This window comes from Streptosporangium nanhuense, from assembly GCF_059358815.1.
Map to the genome: position 1 here is coordinate 923599 of NZ_JCADBG010000001.1, position 15810 is coordinate 939408.

12 protein-coding genes and 1 pseudogene are annotated in these 15810 nt (G+C 69.7%); 10 read left to right on the forward strand and 3 right to left on the reverse strand.

The window, feature by feature from the left end; translation table 11 throughout:
• Window positions 1–189: 189 nt before the first annotated feature.
• The 6 genes from lon to AC5L38_RS03870 all read left to right on the forward strand — a co-directional run bounded on the left by lon (window position 190) and on the right by AC5L38_RS03870 (window position 8059).
• A complete protein-coding gene (gene lon / locus AC5L38_RS03845) occupies window positions 190–2559 on the forward strand; it encodes an endopeptidase La (RefSeq protein WP_495241334.1) in 2370 nt (789 codons plus the stop codon).
• A 151-nt stretch (window positions 2560–2710) separates the two neighbouring features.
• Window positions 2711–3841 (forward strand): Fic family protein, encoded by a 1131-nt coding sequence (locus AC5L38_RS03850; RefSeq protein ID WP_495241335.1) that lies wholly within the window; start codon window positions 2711–2713, stop codon window positions 3839–3841.
• Window positions 3842–3936: 95 nt separating this feature from the next.
• On the forward strand, window positions 3937–4896 hold the full coding sequence (locus AC5L38_RS03855; protein ID WP_495241336.1) for a methionine ABC transporter ATP-binding protein: 960 nt from the start codon (window positions 3937–3939) through the stop codon (window positions 4894–4896).
• Window positions 4896–5552 (forward strand): methionine ABC transporter permease, encoded by a 657-nt coding sequence (locus tag AC5L38_RS03860; RefSeq protein ID WP_495241337.1) that lies wholly within the window; start codon window positions 4896–4898, stop codon window positions 5550–5552. The genes AC5L38_RS03855 and AC5L38_RS03860 overlap by 1 nt, the downstream gene beginning before the upstream one ends.
• Window positions 5553–5720: 168 nt before the next feature.
• Entirely contained in the window at window positions 5721–6326 is a 606-nt protein-coding gene (locus AC5L38_RS03865; RefSeq protein WP_495241338.1) for a hypothetical protein, read from the forward strand.
• Between the two features lie 197 nt (window positions 6327–6523).
• A complete protein-coding gene (locus AC5L38_RS03870) occupies window positions 6524–8059 on the forward strand; it encodes an AMP-binding protein (RefSeq protein ID WP_495241339.1) in 1536 nt (511 codons plus the stop codon).
• Between the two features lie 248 nt (window positions 8060–8307).
• Here AC5L38_RS03870 and AC5L38_RS03875 read toward each other — a convergent pair whose 3' ends face one another.
• Entirely contained in the window at window positions 8308–8778 is a 471-nt protein-coding gene (locus tag AC5L38_RS03875; protein ID WP_495241340.1) for a MarR family winged helix-turn-helix transcriptional regulator, read from the reverse strand.
• 244 nt (window positions 8779–9022) lie between these two features.
• Here AC5L38_RS03875 and AC5L38_RS03880 point away from each other — a divergent pair, with 244 nt between their 5' ends.
• The 3 genes from AC5L38_RS03880 to AC5L38_RS03890 all read left to right on the forward strand — a co-directional run bounded on the left by AC5L38_RS03880 (window position 9023) and on the right by AC5L38_RS03890 (window position 12173).
• Entirely contained in the window at window positions 9023–10126 is a 1104-nt protein-coding gene (locus tag AC5L38_RS03880) for an NAD(P)/FAD-dependent oxidoreductase (protein ID WP_495241341.1), read from the forward strand.
• 205 nt (window positions 10127–10331) lie between these two features.
• The gene (locus tag AC5L38_RS03885) at window positions 10332–11702 is read left to right on the forward strand and encodes a S1C family serine protease (RefSeq protein WP_495241342.1); all 1371 of its coding nucleotides are present in this window, start codon (window positions 10332–10334) and stop codon (window positions 11700–11702) included.
• Window positions 11703–11942: 240 nt separating this feature from the next.
• Window positions 11943–12173, forward strand: coding sequence for a hypothetical protein (locus AC5L38_RS03890; RefSeq protein WP_495241343.1), 231 nt, complete (start codon window positions 11943–11945; stop codon window positions 12171–12173).
• Between the two features lie 153 nt (window positions 12174–12326).
• On the opposite strand, the gene AC5L38_RS03895 is transcribed toward AC5L38_RS03890, so the two are convergent.
• On the reverse strand, window positions 12327–12887 hold the full coding sequence (locus AC5L38_RS03895) for a hypothetical protein (protein ID WP_495241344.1): 561 nt from the start codon (window positions 12885–12887) through the stop codon (window positions 12327–12329).
• A gap of 735 nt (window positions 12888–13622) precedes the next feature.
• On the opposite strand from AC5L38_RS03895, the pseudogene AC5L38_RS03900 reads away from it, so the two are divergent.
• Window positions 13623–13991, forward strand: a pseudogene (locus tag AC5L38_RS03900) (VOC family protein); the annotation flags it as partial.
• A gap of 181 nt (window positions 13992–14172) precedes the next feature.
• Here AC5L38_RS03900 and AC5L38_RS03905 read toward each other — a convergent pair.
• Window positions 14173–15678: an RICIN domain-containing protein gene (locus tag AC5L38_RS03905; protein ID WP_495241345.1), complete on the reverse strand. Its 1506-nt coding sequence runs from the start codon at window positions 15676–15678 to the stop codon at window positions 14173–14175.
• Window positions 15679–15810: the final 132 nt, after the last annotated feature.

Here is a 15810-nt window from a genome sequence, read left to right on the forward strand (position 1 = left end):
CCCGTCGTTCCCGGAGGGGGGCGCGCCTCGCCCGGACGGGCTTGGAACACATGCTCTCCCTGGGGTTCACGGTCGTCCGAGCAGCCATGATTACACGATTACGATCGCTCACAGCGAACTCGCTCAACCCCGGGAACATTCTTGGGCTCCCATTAATTGAGTGTGTATAACTCAACCCTTGGAGTTCACATGAGTGAGAGCTTGATCCTCCCGGTTCTGCCGCTCGACGACGAGGTCGTGCTGCCGGGCATGGTGGTCCCGCTTGACCTGTCGGAGACCGAGGTCCGGGCCGCGATCGACGCGGCGCAGGCTCTCGCTGACAACAAGCCGGAGGTCCTTCTCGTTCCCCGGATCGACGGAAGATACGGCTCGGTGGGCGTGAGGGCGATCGTCGAGCAGGTGGGCAGGCTCCCCGGGGGCGAGCCCGCGGCCGTGGTGCGCGGTGTCGACCGGGTCCGGGTGGGCACCGGCACGACCGGTCCCGGCGCGGCCCTGTGGGTGGAGGCCACCCGCATTCCCGCCGTCGCGTCGGGTGAGCGCGCCCACGAGCTCGCCAAGGAGTACAAGGCGCTGTCGACCACGATCCTGCAGAAGCGGGGCGCGTGGCAGGTCGTCGACGCGGTCAACCAGATGGACGACCCCTCGGTCCTCGCCGACAACTCCGGCTACGCCCCCTGGCTGAGCACCCCGCGCAAGGCCGAGATCCTCCAGACCGCCGACCCCGCCGACCGCTTGGAGAAGCTGGTCGAGTGGTCCCGCGAGCACCTGGCCGAGCTCGACGTGGCCGAGACGATCCGCAAGGACGTCCAGGAGGGCATGGAGAAGCAGCAGCGCGAGTTCCTGCTCCGCCAGCAGCTCGCCGCGGTCCGCAAGGAGCTCGCCGAGCTGAACGGCGACACCTCCGCCTCCGAGGAGGAGGACTACCGCTCCCGCGTCGAGGCCGCCGACCTGCCCGAGAAGGTACGCGAGGCCGCGCTCAAGGAGGTCGACAAGCTGGAGCGGACCTCCGACCAGTCTCCCGAGACCGGCTGGATCCGCACCTGGCTCGACACCGTCCTCGACATCCCGTGGAACGACCGGACCGAGGACTCCTACGACATCGCCGCGGCCCGCGCCGTCCTCGACGCCGACCACACCGGCCTCGACGACGTCAAGGACCGCATCATCGAATACCTCGCCGTCCGCGGGCGCAGGGCCGAGAAGGGCCTCGGCGTGGTCGGCGGGCGCCGCAGCGGCGCCGTGCTGGCGCTGGCCGGTCCTCCCGGGGTCGGCAAGACCTCCCTCGGCGAGTCCGTGGCCCGCGCCATGGGCCGCAAGTTCGTCCGCGTCGCCCTCGGCGGCGTGCGCGACGAGGCCGAGATCCGCGGTCACCGGCGCACCTACGTCGGCGCCCAGTCCGGCCGGATCGTCCGGGCCATCCGCGAGGCCGGCTCGATGAACCCGGTCGTGCTGCTCGACGAGGTCGACAAGGTCGGCTCCGACTACCGGGGCGACCCGACGGCCGCGCTGCTGGAGGTGCTCGACCCGGCGCAGAACCACACCTTCCGCGACCACTACCTGGAGGTGGAGCTCGACCTCAGCGACGTGCTCTTCCTGGCGACCGCCAACGTGCTGGAGGCCGTCCCCGGCCCGCTGCTGGACCGCATGGAGATCGTGACGCTCGACGGCTACACCGAGGACGAGAAGGTCGCCATCGCCCGCGACCACCTGCTCCCGCGCCAGCTCGACAAGGCCGGCCTCACCGCCGAGGACGTCACCCTCGGCGAGGACGCGCTGCGCAAGCTCGCCGGCGAGTACACCCGGGAGGCCGGGGTCCGGTCCCTGGAGCGCTCGATCGCCAGGATCCTGCGCAAGGTCACGGCCAACGTGGCGCTCGGCGAGAGCGAGCTGCCCGTGACGGTCGGAGACCTGGTCCCCTACCTGGGCCGCCCGCGCAACGTGCCGGAGTCCTCGCTCCCCGAGGCCAGCCAGCGTACGTCGGTGCCCGGCGTGGCCACCGGGCTGGCGGTCACCGGGGCGGGCGGCGACGTCCTCTACGTGGAGGCGTCCCTGGCCGACCCCGAGACCGGCGACACGGGCCTGACCCTGACCGGCCAGCTCGGCGACGTCATGAAGGAGTCGGCTCAGATCGCGCTCTCCTACCTGCGCTCGCGGGGCGCGGAGCTGGAGCTGCCGGTCGCCTCCCTCAAGGACCGCTCGGTGCACGTCCACTTCCCGGCCGGAGCCGTTCCCAAGGACGGCCCGTCCGCGGGCGTCACCCTGATCACGGCCCTGGCCTCGCTGCTCTCCGGCCGCCAGGTCCGCGGTGACGTGGCCATGACCGGCGAGGTCTCCCTCACCGGCCGGGTGCTCCCGATCGGCGGGGTCAAGCAGAAGCTGCTCGCCGCCCACCGGGCGGGCATCACGACCGTGCTGATCCCGGCGCGCAACGAGCCCGACCTGGACGACGTCCCGCAGGCCGTCCGCGACGAGCTCACCGTCCACACGGTGAGCGACGTGCGCGAGGTCCTGGAGATCGCGCTCACCCCGGCCAAGGTGGCCCAGCACACCGCCGCCTGAGCCGCCTGATCCGCGCTGCCCGTGACGGCCCGCCCCCTCCTTGGAGGGGGCGGGCCGTCGTCGTTCCCGTACGGAACGGGCTTAACGAATATAAATGGACGAATCATCAAGTTGATTGACCGAATGATTCGGTCATGGTGACATGGGCCTCATGCTCTACGGAACGCCTCCCCTGGAGGCCGTCGACGAAGCGGTGCTCGGCGAGATCGAGGAGATGCGCCGCGACCTGAAATACCGCCTCGCGGAGACCCATCGCTGGGACGGCCAGCTCAGGCGCCAGCTCCAGGCGCGAGCCATCCAGGGCTCCAACTCGATCGAGGGCTACCGGGCCAGCGTCGAGGACATCGAGTCCATCATGGCCGGTGAGGAGCCCCTGGACACCTCCGCCGCGGTCGCCAGGGAGATCTCCGGCTACCAGCAGGCACTGACCTACATCCAGCTGCTCTCCCGGGCACCCGTCTTCACGTTCGACGCCGGCCTGCTCCACGCGCTCAACTTCATGATGATCGGCCACCATCTCGACAAGACGCCGGGCACGGTACGGCCCGGTGGCGTATACGTGCGTAACTCCTCCACCGGGGAGGTCGTCTACGAGGGGCCCGATGTCGAACGGGTGCCGGAGCTGATGGCCGAGCTGGTCGCCTGGCTCAACGAGGGCGACCTGGAGGCGCCGAGCTACGTGCGGGCGGCGATGGCCCACTTCAACCTGGTGAGCATCCACCCCTGGCGCGACGGCAACGGCCGCATGTCGCGGGCGCTGCAGACGCTCGTGCTCGGCAGGGACCGGATCACCACCCCGGAGTTCTCCTCCATCGAGGAGTGGCTGGGGATCGCTGAGAACACCGTCGACTACTACCGGGTGCTGGCCGTGGGGGGCAGGCGGAGCTGGAGCCCGCACGGGGACATGCTGCACTGGGTGCGTTTCTGCCTGCGCGCCCACCACCTCCAGGCCCAGCGGGTCAGGCGCAGGCTCTCCGAGGCGGGGGAGGTGTGGATGCTCCTGGAGGAGCGGGTCGACGCCGACGGGCTCAACGCCCGCACCGTCTCCGCGCTCTACGAGGTGTTCGTCAACCGGCGGCTGCGCCGGAGCAGATACCAGCTGGACGAGTCGCTCAGCCAGGGGCAGGCGGTCAGGGACCTGCGCGACCTGACGGCCAAGGGGTGGCTCAGACCGTACGGGGAGACCAAGGGCCGTTTCTACGCGCCAGGGGAGAGGATGCGGGTGATCAAGGAGGACTTCGCCCAGCGGGTCGTGCCGCTGCGTGACCCGTACCGGCAGTGACCAGGGCCGCTGGCTGCGGGGGTTCGTGACGGGTGATCGGTTTCACATAACATGTCGGGAATGAGGGCAAATCAAGGGCGCGTTGGGGACCTGCTGTGATCGATGTGTCGGGCCTGCGGAAGGTCTATCAGGATCGGGGCCGCGAGGTGGTCGCCGTCGACGGGGTGGATCTCCACGTCCGTGAGGGTGAGATATTCGGCGTGCTCGGGCAGAGCGGCGCCGGCAAGAGCACCCTGCTGCGCTGCGTGAACCTGCTGGAGCGGCCCACCTCCGGCACCGTCTCGGTGGCGGGGCAGGAGCTGACCGGCCTGCGCGAGGGTGACCTGCGCAGGGCCCGGCAGAAGATCGGGATGATCCACCAGCACTTCGCGCTGCTCTCCTCCCGCACGGTCGCGGGGAACGTCGCCTTCCCGCTGGAGGTCATGGGGGTGGCCAAGGCCGAGCGCGCCAAGCGTACGGCCGAGCTGCTGGAGCTGGTCGGGCTGGCCGACAAGGCCGGGGCGCACCCCGCGCAGCTGTCGGGCGGGCAGAAGCAGCGGGTCGGCATCGCCCGCGCGCTGGCCGGGAGCCCCCCGGTGCTGCTGTCGGACGAGGCCACCTCGGCGCTCGACCCGGGCACCACGCAGTCGATCCTGGCCCTGCTCAAGCGCCTCAACCGCGAGCTCGGCCTGACGATCCTGCTGATCACCCACGAGATGCACGTCGTCAAGACGATCTGCGACTCGGTCGCCGTCATGCGGGACGGCCTGGTCGAGGAGTCGGGGACCATCCCCGAACTGATCTCCAGGCCCGGCTCCAGGCTCGCCGCCGAGCTGTTCCCCCTGCCGGAGCCCGAGCCGGGCCACGTCACCGTCACCTTCACCGGGCAGGCCGGCGAGCCGGTGGTGTCGCAGGTGGTTCGCAAGTTCGACGTGGACGTCAACATCCTCGGCGGGGCCCTGGAGGAGGTGGCGGGCGTCTCGACGGGACGGCTGCGCCTGCTCGTCACCGGTGACGAGCGCGCCGCCGCGCTCACCTACCTGGCCGAACGCGGCCTGCTCGTCGAGGAGGCGTGATGACCTGGGAAGAGATGTTCCCGCTGCTGATGGAGTCGACCGGCCAGACCGTCCAGATGGTCCTGTGGTCGACCCTGTTCACGGTGATCCTCGGCCTCCCGCTCGGGGTGGCGCTGGTCGCCACCGACCGGGGCGGGCTGTTCCCCTCGGCGGTGCTCAACCGGGTGCTCGGGCTGATCGTCAACATCGGCCGCTCGCTGCCCTTCATCGTGCTGATGATCGCGATCCTCCCGCTGACCAGGCTGATCGTCGGCACGACCATCGGCACCATCGCCTCGGTGGTCCCGCTGACGCTCGGCGCGGCGCCGTTCTTCGCCCGGCTGGTGGAGACCGCGCTGCGCGAGGTCGGCAGGGACAAGGTGCAGGCCGCACAGGCCATGGGAGCCGGACGCGTGACCATCGTCGGCAAGGTCCTGCTGCCCGAGGCGATGCCCGGCCTGGTCGCGGGGCTCACGGTGACCGTGGTCGCGCTGATCTCGTACTCGGCGATGGCCGGGGCGATCGGCGGGGGAGGGCTCGGGGACCTGGCCATCCGCTACGGCTACCAGCGGTTCGAGACCACGCTCATGATCGTCACCGTTGTCGTGCTGGTCGCCGTGGTGCAACTCGTGCAGACCCTGGGCGACACCGTCGCCCGCCGTCTCGCGCGCGGTTGACCGGATGTCAACTGATCGTTTACTGCCATTTCATGATTTATCCGGCAAGTAATCTGATTTGATCATCACACTGGCCTGGTGTTTTAAGTGAAGTGAAAGTGACGGGCAATCGGCGCATCGTACAACTTGAGGTGTCAAAATCCTCACTCCCGAGAGGAACCCCTCAAAATGCGATTCGCCAGCCGAATCCTTCTGGGCGCCGGTACGGCCGCCCTGCTCGTCACGGCTACCCCGGCGATGGCCAACGCCGAGACCGCGACTCCCATCAAGTCGGCCGCCTCGGCGACCACCGCGACCCCCGTCTTCGCCGACACCTGGGGTCCGTACTACTCCGGTGACAAGAAGGCGGAGGCCGAGGGCAAGGTCGTCGTCGAGAAGAAGTCACAGAAGCACTGGTACTGGAAGAAGTACTCGAAGTTCGTCAAGAAGTGCACCTGGTACAAGGGTGAAAAGAAGTGCAAGTGGGTGAAGCAGTGGTTCAAGAAGCGCGCGTGGAAGTGGGAGCACGAGTACCACTACACCGTCGCCACTAAGCTCACCAACCACAAGTGGTGGAGCAAGCCCAAGCACTTCTGCGCGTGGGAGACCTTCAAGGTCGTCGGCTTCGACGGCTCCACCAGCTTCAAGGGCTTCAAGAACTGCTCCAAGAAGCCCGGCTTCTACTCCTTCTCCGGCGTGGACGCCGAGCACATCTACGTCAAGGTGAGCCGGGGCAACCACGGCCACCCCAACGGTTACCAGGGCGGCTGGGAGCACATCTACAGCCACGCCTGATCCATAAGGGCAGGTTCTCAGAGGTAGGGTCACGCCGATCCGTACGACCGGGATCTTCCGGGTACGGTCACGCCGATCCGCACGCCGGGCTCTCCCGAGGCCCGGGCACCCGCTGGGCCGCGACCTCACACGAGGTCGCGGCCCAGTCGCGTGCGGGCACTTCTCACCGAACTTCTCACCGAGTAATGTTCGGTTTCATGCATCCGGGAGCGATCGCAGCAGTCTCACCCGACAAACCCGCTGTGATCATGGCGGGCTCCGGGCGGGTCGTCACCTACCGCGAACTGGACGAGGAGTCCAACCGCCTCGCCCACCTCTTCCGCGCCGCCGGGCTGCGGCCGGGTGACCACATCGCCTTCATGCTGGAGAACCACCCGCTGTTCCTGGTGATCGCGTGGGCCGCGCACCGCTCCGGCCTGTACTACACCGCGATCAGCCCCCGGTTGAAGACCGACGAGCTCGCCTACATCGTCGACAACTGCGAGGCCCGGGTCTTCATCTCCTCGGCCGCCCTCGCGGAGGTGGCCGTCTCCGTCACCGACCGCACCCCGGGCGTCGGGCTGAGGCTCATGCTGGACGGCGTGGCCCCCGGCTTCGACTCGCACGAGAAGGCCGTCGCCGCCCACCCCGCCACCCCGGTCGAGGACGAGTGCCAGGGCGTGGACATGCTCTACTCCTCGGGCACCACCGGGCGGCCCAAGGGCGTCAAGCCCACCCTCTCGCAGGCCACGCTGGACACGCCGGGGCCGCTGCTGCAGCTCATCCAGTTCCTGTTCGCACCCTCGGCCGACAGCGTCTACCTCTCCCCGGCGCCGCTCTACCACGCCGCCCCGCTGCGCTACTGCATGAGCTTCCAGCGCCTGGGCGCCACGCTCGTCGTCATGGAGAGGTTCGACCCCGAGCAGGCGCTCGCGCTCGTCGAGAAGTACCGCGTCACCCACTCGCAGTGGGTGCCGACCATGTTCATCAAGATGCTCAAGCTGCCCGAGGAGACCCGCGCGCGCTACGACCTGTCGTCGCTGGCCTGCGCGATCCACGCCGCCGCCCCCTGCCCCGTCCCCGTCAAGGAACGGATGATCGACTGGTGGGGCCCGATCGTCCACGAGTACTACGCGGGGACCGAGGGCAACGGCTTCCTGTACGTCGGCTCCCAGGACTGGCTCGCCCACAAGGGGACGGTCGGCCGCCCGCTGCTCGGCGTCGTCCACATCTGCGACGAGGACGGCGGCGAGCTGCCGCCGGGCGAGCACGGCACGGTCTACTTCTCCGACGGCCCCCAGTTCGTCTACCACGGCGACGAGGACAAGACGCGGGCCTCGCGCGACCCCCGGGGCAGGGGCTGGACCACCCTCGGCGACATCGGCTACGTCGACGAGGAGGGTTTCCTCTACCTCACCGACCGCCGCTCCTACATGATCATTTCTGGCGGGGTCAACATCTACCCGCAGGAGGCCGAGAACGTCCTGGCCGTCCACCCGAAGGTGGCGGACGTGGCGGTCTTCGGCATCCCCGACGAGGAGATGGGCGAGCAGGTCAAGGCCGTCGTGCAGCCGCTCTCCATGGACCTGGCGGGCCCGGGGCTGGAGGCCGAGCTGATCGAGTACTGCCAGTCCCAGCTCGCGCTCTACAAGTGTCCCCGGTCGGTCGACTTCCGCGAGGAACTGCCCAGGCACCCGACGGGAAAGCTCTACAAGCGCCTCCTGCGCGACGAGTACTGGCCCGCCGGCTCCTGAGCCGTCCGGGGCCGTTCCCTCACCCCGCCTGATCGGCGGGCTCGCCCGCGACCGGTGAGGTTCGCGTGCGGCGGCGTTGCCTTCGAGCGTCTGGTCGGCGAGCTCGTTCGCGACGGGGGTGCCTTCGAGCGTCTGGTCGGCGGGCTCGTTCGCGACGGGCGAGGTTCGCGTGCGGCGGTCGCCGGGGAACCCGCGCGGTCGGCCCCCGATCCGTGCCCCGGCCGGCCCCCGATCCGTGCCCCGGGCGGTCACTCCTCGGTGCAGGCCTGTTTCTCTTCCTCGGCCGAGGTGTTGATGCGGCTGAGAAGCCCGTAGAGCTGGACGATCTCCTTCTCGTCGAGGCCGGAGCACAGCTCCCGCTCCATCGCCGTGAGCGCCTCCTGCACCTTGGTGAGCGCGTCGGCTCCCGCGGCGGTCATCTCCACGATGTGGCGGCGCCGGTCGGCGGGGTCGCGGCGGCGCTCGGCGAGCCCGTCACGCTCCAGGTCGTTGAGGATCGCCACCAGCACGCTGGGATCGACCGCCAGTGCCTCGATGAGGGCCTGCTGGCCCATGGGGCCGTTGTCGTCGAGGTTCATCAGCGTGATGGCGTGCCTGAGGGTCAGGCCGGTCACCCCGAGCGCCTGACGCATGCGGAGGTTCGTGATGGTGCCGTGGCGGGCCAGGAGCATGCCGAGGCGATCCACGGCCCTGGGTGGCCGGATGTCCTCGACTTCCATGCTCGTACCGTAACACGAGTGAAATGATCGAAGCAGATAGATAGTTGATTACCTTCAACGATATGTTAGTGTCAACGACATGCCGAACGCCCGCGTCGGCACGTATGACCTGGTCAGAGCCCTTTTCGGGGCCCCGGTCGGCGTGTCCGCCGTGGGGTGACCGGGTTCGACCGACGGTCGTCCTGGCTCGCGATCCGCGCCGGACCACCGTGATTCCGTACCAGAAAGAGATCGGGAACCTGTGATGAGCGATACCGCACCCGCCTGGCAGCCCACCGTCGCCGTGGTCGGCGGAGGCTACGGAGGCGTCCGCGTCGCCAAGGCACTCGACGACGTGGCCGACGTCGTGCTCGTCGAGCCCAAGGACGCCTTCGTGCACAACGTCGCCGGGCTGCGGGCCCTGGTGGACCCGACCTGGCTGCCGAGCATGTACTTCCCGTACGACACCCTGCTCGCCCGGGGCCGGGTGGTCCGCGACCGGGCCGTCAGCGTCGACTCCAAGCGCGTCGTCCTCGGGTCCGGCGAGGAGATCGCCGCCGACTACATCGTGCTCGCGACCGGCTCCTCCTACCCGTTCCCCGGCAAGACCGACGCCGTCGACACCGAGGTCGCGCACGAGCGCTACCGGACCTCGCACCAGGCCCTCGCGGCGGCCGACGGGGTGCTGCTGCTGGGCGCGGGTCCGGTGGGACTGGAGCTCGCCGGAGAGATCAGGGCCGCCTGGCCCGACAAGCGCATCACCGTCGCCGACATCGGCGACGACATCCTCCCCGGCCCGTTCAAGCCCGAGCTGCGCGCCGAGCTCCGCCGCCAGCTGGACGAGCTCGGCATCGAGCTGCTGCTGGGCAGCCCGCTGCGCGAGGCGCCACCGACCGAGCCCGGCACCGTCGCGCCCTTCACCGTGACGACCGAGGCGGGCGCCGAGGTCACCGCCGACATCTGGTACCGCTGCCACGGTGTCACGCCCCTCACCGGCTACCTCGCCGACGACCTGGCTCCCGCCCTCACGGCGAGGCGCCTCGTCGAGGTGACCCCCGAGCTGCGGGTGACCGGGCAGGACAACGTCTTCGCGCTCGGCGACATCATCACCCTGGGCTCGCCGATGGCCGTGCACGCGGGACAGCAGGCCGACGTCGTCGCCGCGAACATCCGCGCCCTGATCACCGGCGAGGGGGAGCCGGGGGCGTACGAGCCGATGCCGCCCGTCATCCTGGTACCGCTCGGCCCGGAGCGCGGCGCGGGCCAGCTCCCCGGCCAGGACGACCTCCTCGACAGCGCCGGCGTCGCGCAGATCAAGGGCCGCGGCCTGCTGATCGAGAGTCAGGCGGAGATCCTCGGGGCCCGATAGGGAGCCGCGAAGTTTTCGCCCGGTGATTTCGAGTGATCGGGACCCTCGCTGAGCACGGCTGATAAAGCCGTTGTCAGAGGATCCCGATCATCGCGATCAGGCTCTTAACCTGCGCTTACACGTCGTCGGGCATTGTTTTCACTAGCCGGTGAGGACCGGCCTCCGCCCGGTTCGACCGGGGGACGTAGGACGTGGGGGAAGACGCATGGACCCGAACAGGAACGAGCAGCAGAACGCACCGGCCGAGGCGACCCCCGGGAACGACGGCTGGACCCAGTTCGGCAAGGTACCGCCCCGGCCCGGCACCTACCGTGCCGGCGCCGACACCGGACCACAGCCGACGCTGATCCACCCGGTGCCGGAGCAGCTCGCCGCCGAGGGGCTCGGGGGAGCCGGAGGGGCCGGGGGGCCCGGGGGACACCACGGGGGACCGGGGGCGGTCCCCCCGCGGCGCGGGCGGCTCAGCGCCGGGCAGAAGGTAGGTGCCGGTCTCGCGCTGGCGGCCATGGCCGTCGGTGGTGGGGTCGCGGGGGCCTTCGTCGCGACGAGTCTCAACAGCGGCGCGGTCGCCCAGGTCTCGTCGTCCAGCCCGGTGGTCAGCCCGGTGGGCAACGCGACCACGGTCGCCGACATCGCCCAGGCCGTCCAGCCCTCCGTGGTGTCGATCGAGATCAGGACCGCCGCCGGCGGGGGCGAGGGGTCCGGCGTGGTGCTGTCGGCCGACGGCCTGATCCTGACCAACAACCACGTGGTGGAGGCCGGGGGCCAGGGGGGCCCGGGCAGCCAGGTGACCGTCAAGTTCAGCGACGGGAAGTCCGCCACCGCGAAGATCATCGGTACCGACCCGGCCACCGACCTCGCGGTCATCAAGGCGGAGGGCGTCTCCGGTCTCACCAAGGCCACGATCGGCGACAGCGACCGGCTGAAGGTGGGCGACTCCGTCCTCGCCATCGGCAGCCCGCTGGGCCTGTCGGGCTCGGTCACCGCGGGAATCGTCAGCGCGCTGAACCGTACCCTGACCGTCGGCGGCGACCAGGGCCGGCAGCAGCTCCCGCCCGGCTGGGGCGAGCAGCGGCCGGGCGGCGGCGGGGCCACCACCATCGGCGGCGCCATCCAGACCGACGCGGCGATCAACCCCGGCAACTCGGGAGGGGCGCTGGTCAACGCGGCCGGGGAGGTGGTGGGCATCAACACCGCCATCGCCACCAACGGCGGTGAGGGCAGCATCGGTGTCGGCTTCGCCATCCCCATCACCACCGCCAACCAGGTCGCCCAGCAGCTCATCGAGAGCGGCAAGGTCTCCCACGCCTTCCTGGGCGTGAGCGTGACCGACGCCACCGGGGACGCGGGCGGCGCCCTGGTCGGCCAGGTCACCGAGGGCAGCCCCGCGGCCAAGGCGGGCATCCGGCAGGGCGACCTGATCACCAAGATCGACAACACGGCCGTGGACGAGGCGGCCACCGTGGTCGGAGCCGTCCGCGGCTTCAAGCCCGGCCAGCAGGTGACCATCGCCTACGTCCGCGACGGGCAGCCCGGCACCGTCACCGTGACCCTCGCCGAGAAGACCGGCGAGTAAGACCCAGGGGCGGGCGCGCCGCCGGGGCCGAGGACACGTCCTCGGCCCCGGCGGCGCGTTCATGTCCGGGGCCCCGCCCCACCGGGCTCGCCGTCCGAGGCACTCCCGGCGGTGCCGGCCTGTCTTCTCGAACGCGACTTTCGGGAGCGGGCCGAGTACGCCGGAAAAGGCCGAGTACGCCGGAAAAGAACGCGCTTCCGGCGCGGGTACACGCGCCTCGTGTCCTTATGATCACTTGGCATGGGCACGCGCCATTTGTTTCTCTCGCTCGGTACGCTCCTGCTGTTTCTCAGCGTCGCCTCGGTTCTCACGGACCACGACGGATATCGAGACGCCGTGCCGATCTCGATCGCGGGGGCGGGCTTCATGATCGGCGCTCTTGCGCAGGCGGTCCTGGAACTGGGGAAACGGCTTCCGGCGGAGGGACCTCGGCTCCAGGATGACCGCGAAGCGGAAACCCCCGAACCGTAGGTGACCGGGGTGGGGCCTGATCGTCCCGTCCGTCACGTCCAGGATGAGCCCGGCGCCCCGATTCCCCGGCTTCCTTGATTCCAAGGATTCCTCGGAATCGTACGCGGTGCCCGGGGATTCCCGATCGGCCGGGCCGTTCTCCCTCAGGCCACCTCAGTCGTCCAGCCAGAACTGGATGTTGATGAGGGTGACGCCGATCAGGGCCGACGTGAAGACTTTGTGGTCGAGAAGATTGCGATGGACCCTGACCTGCCAGACGCAGTCCTTTCTGCCGAGGTCGAACTCCGTGCCGTAGAACGCGTCGCCGGAGTATTCATTGACGGCATGCACCTTTCCGGAGGTCAAACGCACGCTTCCGGACCAGCTCCTTTCCCAGGCCTCGCTAGGGGGAGGGGGGCCGTCCCAGAGTTCGTACTTGATCAGATACCTCTCGCTGTCTCCCCCATCGATCGCGATCCCGTCGTCGTCGGTGCCGACCCACCCATCCGGATCGATTTCGATATCGTCGAGTTCGCCTTCCGCCTCGATGTCCGCGACGCCGGAGAAATATTTCGGTATCTCTCGCTCGTCGATGAGTTCGGTGATGATCCTTGCCATGGTCGCCTTACTTTCTGGGGGGCGGACGTGGAAGCCCGCCTGGGCATCGGCCGGCGCCCAGGTGGGATTTCGGTGCGACTGCCGGAGGTCGATCCAGTAGGTGTCGCCGTTCGACATTCGATTGTTCCGATATCGTGCCCTCGGCACTCTGCCGTGCGTCCGGTTCTCGTTCTTCTCTGTTCGCCTTTTCCGCCGGCGACTCGGGCCGGGCGGGATCGTTCGGTGAGGTGATATCGGCGAAACGGCTCTGGTGGTCGGGATTTCTCGAGCGACCTTCCCGCGGCGACGGGCGAAATCTCCTCACGAGCCGTCGTCCTCGGCCTCGGCCGGGCATGACGAACTCCGGCGCATTCCCGTCATCCTCCGAACACGTCACGGCGAGTACAAACGCCCTCGCGTCACCCCGGCCCACCACGGCGTCCCGGTCAGGCCGGAGACGGCGGTCCGGAGTGCGGGGGCGGTTCGGGGTGTCGTGAAGGGGCAGGTCGCAGAGGTGGTCGTTCCGATATATCCGAAATGTGAACGATGCCGTGGCACGATCTTGAGTCTGAGGCGGGGCGGGGAGAAAGTCATTGATTTTCCAGGCCGGGTTTCTTGTGTTTGCGGGCTCGGCGGAGCGCAGGGCGGCCCGCCGTTCCCTCCTCCGCCGAGGGGCTCGGGGGAGCCGCAGGGGCCGGGGGTTCGGGCGGTCCGGGGGACACCGCGGGGGCCGGGGACGGTCCCCGCGGCGCGTTCATGTGCGGCTCCACGGGCGGGAATCCAGAGGGGCCGGCCTTCCGCTTCGCGGGCAGGATGTCAGGAGCTCGAATTCTCCGGGCTCGATCCGCGGGGCGGGCGCGTAGGGTCGCCCGCATGGCGCTGCGACCCGTTCAGGTGAACATCAAGGCTCTCGACGCCCCGGCGGTCGGCCGGTTCTGGGCGCGGGCGCTCGGCTGGAGCGCCTACAGCCCCGGCGTGACCACCTACGTCGGGCCCGTGGGCGGCCTCGTCTGGCCGGACCCGGTCGCCGTCTGCGTCGACGTCGTTCCCGTCCCGCGGCCCAAGACGTCGACGAAGAACCGGGTGCACCTCGACCTCGCCACCACCTCCGCGGCCCACCAGGCGCAGTTGGTCGCGCGCCTGAAGGCCCTCGGTGCGACGCCCGCCGACGTGGGCCAGGGCGACGTGTCATGGACGTGCCTGGCCGACCCGGAGGGCCACGAGTTCTGCGTCCTGGTCCCGTCCTGACGCGGGGCCGCGACGACACCCCGGCACGGCGAGCCCTGTGCGCTCATGCGCCATGCCCCCGGGGTGCTGAGGACGTTCGCCTCGCACCGCCTGAGGGCCGGAAGCGGCCCGGGGCGCCGATCAGGCCGATCGGTCCTGTCCGCCGCGAGATGGACGCCCCCGGTCGTGCCGGTGGTCAGGACTGGGTGCGGGTCCACTGCTGGTTGGTGCCGCTGCCGCAGGCGTACTGCTGGATGTCGGCGCCGTCGGCTGTCGAGGCGCCTGCCACGTCGAGGCATTTGCCGCTGTGGCGGGCCCTGAGCTGGTAGTAGCCGCCGGTGGCGGTCCACTGCCACTGCTGGTTGGTGCCGGTGCCGCAGGTGTACTGGATGACGTTGGCGCCGTCGGCTGTCGAGGCGCCTGCCACGTCGAGGCACTTGCCGCTGTGCTGGCCGACCAGGCGGAAGTAGCCGTCGCCGGTCTCCTGGAACTGCCACCTCTGGTTGCCGCCGCCGTTCCACGGATACTGCTTCACCTCGGCGTTGTTCGCCGTGGAGGCGTTGACGACGTCCATCACCCTGCCGCTGTGCCGGGCCGTGATCCGGTACGCCGGTGCGACGGAACCCGAGATCACGCCGGTGGCGGTGTCGACGGTGACCTGCGAGCTCCAGCTCAGGCTCATGCTCGTGGCGGACGGGAACGTGATCGGCAGCCACACGTACTGGGAGTCGTTCACCGGGCCGCCCCACGCGCCGGCCCACCGGTCGCCCATGTAGAGGTAGCTCGTCGTCGAGGTGCCCTGCACCGGCAGGACGTACGCCGGCTGGGAGCCGAACGTCGTGCCGTCGCCGACGTTGGTCCACCCGCTCCACGGTCCGGAGACGCTGGAGGCCGTCGCGTACCTGGCCTGGTTCGGGTTCCATCCGGTGGCCCCGGACGTCAGCAGGAAGTACGTGCCGCCGCGCTTGAACATGGCCGGGGCCTCGCGGTGGCCGCCGGGCCAGAAGTTGCCTACCAGGGTGTCGACGTTCAGGTAGTCGGAGGTGAGGCGGTAGATGTGCAGGTCGTAGTTCTCGTTCGCGGCCGAGATCATGTACGCGGTGCCGTTGTCGTTGTAGAGGGTGATGTCCCTGGACATGTGCCGGCCCAGGGGGCGGAAGCTGCCGTGGTAGGTGTAGTCGCCGTCCACGGTCGCGGAGGAGGCGACGGCGGCGCGGGCCTGCCCGTAGTCGACGCCGTTCTCCTTGTGCATCCACATGACGTAGCGGCCGGTGGAGCTGTTGTAGATGACCTTCGGCCGTTCGATGTTGGAGACGTTCAGCTCGGCGGCCGACGTACGGGTGAGGACGTCGCGCCGGAACTCCCAGTTCCGCAGGTCGGTGGACCGGTAGACCGAGACGGCGCGGAAGGTGTTGTCGGCGTTGCGGTTCTCGCCGAACCAGTAGTAGTACGCGTCCACCTTCAGCACCCCGCCCCCGTGGGCCTGCAGCGGGTTCCCGGCGGTGTCGCGGAACTGCGTCCCGTTGGTGATCGTGACCTCGGTGACCTCGGTGACCTCGGTGACCTGGGCGGCCTGGGCGGCCTGGGCGGCCTGGGCGGCCTGGGCGGCGGCGGGTGCCACCGGCTGGGTGACGACGGCACCGGCGATGAGAAGGGCGGCGGCGACCACTCTGCCGATCGCCCCGCGCAAGCTCGTTCTCATGGTGATCCACACCTCCTGGTACGTGGTCCGGCCCGGTGGGTGACCTGGGCGCACCCGCGGTGGCCGGTGAAGCCGGTCGGACTCCCCGCCGCCGTGGGCCGTCGTCCGGCGGCGGGGGCGACGACGCGGCTC

Excerpts from the sequence above, each read along its gene's own strand:
- lon (WP_495241334.1), top strand. The coding sequence starts at position 190 with ATGAGTGAGAGCTTGATCCTCCCGGTTCTGCCGCTCGACGACGAGGTC.
- AC5L38_RS03850 (WP_495241335.1), top strand. The coding sequence starts at position 2,711 with ATGCTCTACGGAACGCCTCCCCTGGAGGCCGTCGACGAAGCGGTGCTC.
- AC5L38_RS03860 (WP_495241337.1), top strand. The coding sequence starts at position 4,896 with ATGACCTGGGAAGAGATGTTCCCGCTGCTGATGGAGTCGACCGGCCAG.
- AC5L38_RS03865 (WP_495241338.1), top strand. The coding sequence starts at position 5,721 with ATGCGATTCGCCAGCCGAATCCTTCTGGGCGCCGGTACGGCCGCCCTG.
- AC5L38_RS03870 (WP_495241339.1), top strand. The coding sequence starts at position 6,524 with ATGCATCCGGGAGCGATCGCAGCAGTCTCACCCGACAAACCCGCTGTG.
- AC5L38_RS03875 (WP_495241340.1), bottom strand. The coding sequence starts at position 8,778 with ATGGAAGTCGAGGACATCCGGCCACCCAGGGCCGTGGATCGCCTCGGC.
- AC5L38_RS03880 (WP_495241341.1), top strand. The coding sequence starts at position 9,023 with ATGAGCGATACCGCACCCGCCTGGCAGCCCACCGTCGCCGTGGTCGGC.
- AC5L38_RS03885 (WP_495241342.1), top strand. The coding sequence starts at position 10,332 with ATGGACCCGAACAGGAACGAGCAGCAGAACGCACCGGCCGAGGCGACC.
- AC5L38_RS03890 (WP_495241343.1), top strand. The coding sequence starts at position 11,943 with ATGGGCACGCGCCATTTGTTTCTCTCGCTCGGTACGCTCCTGCTGTTT.
- AC5L38_RS03895 (WP_495241344.1), bottom strand. The coding sequence starts at position 12,887 with ATGTCGAACGGCGACACCTACTGGATCGACCTCCGGCAGTCGCACCGA.
- AC5L38_RS03905 (WP_495241345.1), bottom strand. The coding sequence starts at position 15,678 with ATGAGAACGAGCTTGCGCGGGGCGATCGGCAGAGTGGTCGCCGCCGCC.